At 76.1% G+C, this 3,023-nt stretch carries 1 protein-coding gene; it reads left to right on the forward strand.

Annotation, left to right across the window (positions count from 1 at the left end):
* The coding region (locus tag IQ279_RS27420) for an acyltransferase domain-containing protein (protein WP_206352022.1) at positions 1-3,023 on the forward strand (3,023 nt) is incomplete at both ends.

Raw genomic sequence — 3,023 nt, forward strand, 5'->3', positions numbered from 1 at the left:
GATCAGCGGCACCAACGCCCACGTGATCATCGAGCAGGCGCAGGAGGAGCCCGCGGCGGCCGGGGACCGCCCGGCCCCGGACACCGCCCTGCCCTGGCTGCTGTCGGCCAAGTCGGACGCGGCGCTGCGGGCGCAGGCCGAGCGGCTGCGGGCGTTCGTGGCCGAGCGGCCCGGACTCGAACCCGCCGATGTCGGCTTCTCGCTGGCCACCGGCCGGACCCGGCACGAGCACCGGGCCGCCGTGCTGGGACACGACCGGGACGGACTCCTGGAGGCCCTCGGCGCGCTGGCACGGGGCGAGGACACGCCCTTCGTGGTGCGCGACGGCAAAGGCACGAGGGGCAGGACGGCGTTCCTGTTCACCGGGCAGGGCAGCCAGCGCCCCGGCATGGGACACGACCTGTACGCGGCCTCCCCCGTGTTCGCCGCCGCCTTCGACGAGGTGTGCGCCCACATCGACGCCCATCTCGAACGTCCCCTGCGGGAGGTCGTGTTCGACGGCGGGGACGAGCTGAACCGCACGGTGTTCGCGCAGCCCGCGCTGTTCGCGCTGGAGGTCGCGCTGTTCCGGCTCGTCGAGTCCTGGGGCCTCACGCCCGACCACCTGCTGGGCCACTCGGTCGGCGAGTTCGCGGCGGCGCACGTCGCCGGGGTCCTGTCGCTGCCCGACGCGTGCGCGCTGGTGGCGGCCCGGGGCCGGCTCATGGACGCCCTGCCGGAAGGCGGCGCGATGCTCGCCGTCGCGGCGGCGGAGGACGAGATCACCCTGCCCGACGGGGTCTGCCTCGCCGCCGTCAACGGCCCCGGGGCGGTCGTGGTCTCGGGCGACGAGGACGCGGTCGCGGAACTGGAGGAGTACTGGCGGGCCGAGGGACGCAAGGTCAAGCGCCTCGTCGTCTCGCACGCCTTCCACTCCCACCGCATGGACGGCATGCTCGACGCCTTCGCCGAGGTGGCCCGTGGCGTGACATTCCACCCTCCGACGCTGCCGATCGTGTCGACGGTAACCGGTGACCTGGTCGACGCCTCGCGGCTGGGCACCCCGGAGTACTGGGTGGCCCAGGTGCGTCAGACGGTGCGGTTCGCGGACGGGATACGGCGGCTGGAGGCCGCCGGGGTCACCGACTACGTGGAGCTGGGTCCCGACGGGGTGCTCTCCGCGCTGGTCGAACCGTCTCTGACAGCACCGGCGGGGGCGGTGGTACCGCTGCTGCGGGCCGGACGCCCCGGAACGCGCACCACCGCCGCCGCTCTGGCGCTGCTCGCCCTGCGCGGGGCCGGCGCCGACTGGAACGCGGTCTTCCCCGGCGCCCGCCGCACCCCCCTGCCCGGTTACGCCTTCCAGCGGCAGCGCTACTGGCTGACGGCCCCGGCCGCCTCCGGTGACGCCGCCGATCTCGGCCTCGACTCCCCCGACCATCCGCTGCTGGGCGCGGCGGTGGAGGCGGTCGACGGCGACAGCGTCGTCCTCACCGGCCGGGTCTCCCTGCGCACCCACCCGTGGCTCGCCGACCACGCCGTCATGGGCACCGTGCTGCTGCCGGGAACCGCGTTCGTGGACCTCGCGCTGCACGCCGCCCGCCGGGCGGGCTGCACCCTGGTCGACGAACTCACCCTGACCGCGCCGCTGGTGCTCGGCGAGGACGACGACATGCGCATCCAGGTGTCCGTCGGCGCCCCCGACGGCTCCGGCAGACGTCCGCTGACCGTCCACTCCCGCCCCGCGCGGGCCGACGGCGACCGCAACTGGACCCAGCACGCCGAGGGAACGCTGAGCACGGGCGAGCCCGTCACGGCCCTCACCGAGGACGTACGGCGTCCCGCCGATGCCGTGGAGATCGACCTCGACGGGGTCTACGACGCCCTGGTCGAACGGGAGTACGCGTACGGTCCCCTGTTCCGGAACCTGCGCCGGCTCTCCGGCCACGGGGACGGTCTGCACGCCGAGGTCACCCTCGCCGAGGAGCACCGGGCCGAGGCCTCGCGCTTCGCCCTGCACCCGGCGCTGCTCGACGCGGCCCTGCACCCGCTGCTGCCGGGAGTGGCGGACGTGGCCCCCGGGCCGGTGGTGCCGTTCTCCTGGTCCGGCATCACCGTGCCCCCGGCCGGAACGGGCCCCGGCACGCTACGGGTCCGGCTCACGGTGACGCAGTCCGACGACACGAACGTGGTGGTCGCCCTGCACCTCGCCGACGAGACGGGGCTGCCGCTGGCCACGGTCGACGAACTCCGGCTGCGCCCCCTCTCCCCCGGCGACCTGGCCACCGCGGGCGCCAGAGCCCGGGAGGGGCTGTACGGGGTGCGGTGGGCCCCTGTGCCGGCCGGCTCGGCCACCGCGGGCGAGGGCTCCTGGGCCTTGCTGGGCGAGGGGGTCCCGCTGCCCTCCGGTGCCCGGCCCGGCCCGTCGTACAACGGGCTCGCCGCACTGCGGAAGGCGGTCGACGGCGGCGCCGAGGTCCCCTCGACGGTGCTGCTGCCCCTGCTGCCGTCGCCGGCCGGGGAGGCGGACGGTGCCGACCGGTTCGCCGCACGGGCCCGGGCGGTGCTGCACGAGCTGCTCGGCACCGTCCGGGACTGGCTGGCCGACGACCGGTTCGAGGCGAGCCGGCTGGTCGTGCTCACCCGGGGGGCCATCGCCCCGGACGGCGAGGACGTCACCGATCTGGCGCGGGCCGGGGTCTGGGGCCTGCTGCGCTCCGCCCAGGCCGAGCAACGGGACCGGTTCACGCTCGTCGACCTCGACGACCACCCCGGTTCCTTCGAGGCCCTCGGCGCCGCGCTCCGCACCGGTGAACCCCAGCTCCTCCTCCGGGCGGGCGAGGCGTTCACCCCGAGACTGGCCCCGACCGAACCGGGCACCCCGGCCGGGGCCGGCGGGACCGGGCCGGACTGGCAGCGGGGCACGGTGCTGATCACCGGCGGCACCGGCGCCCTCGGCGCCGTCCTCGCCCGGCACCTGGTGACCGGGCACGGTGTCCGACGCCTGCTGCTGACCAGCCGGCGCGGACCCGGCAGCCCCGGCA

The sequence above is a fragment of the Streptomyces verrucosisporus genome (assembly GCF_017114865.1).
GTDB classification, from domain to species: domain Bacteria; phylum Actinomycetota; class Actinomycetes; order Streptomycetales; family Streptomycetaceae; genus Streptomyces; species Streptomyces fenghuangensis.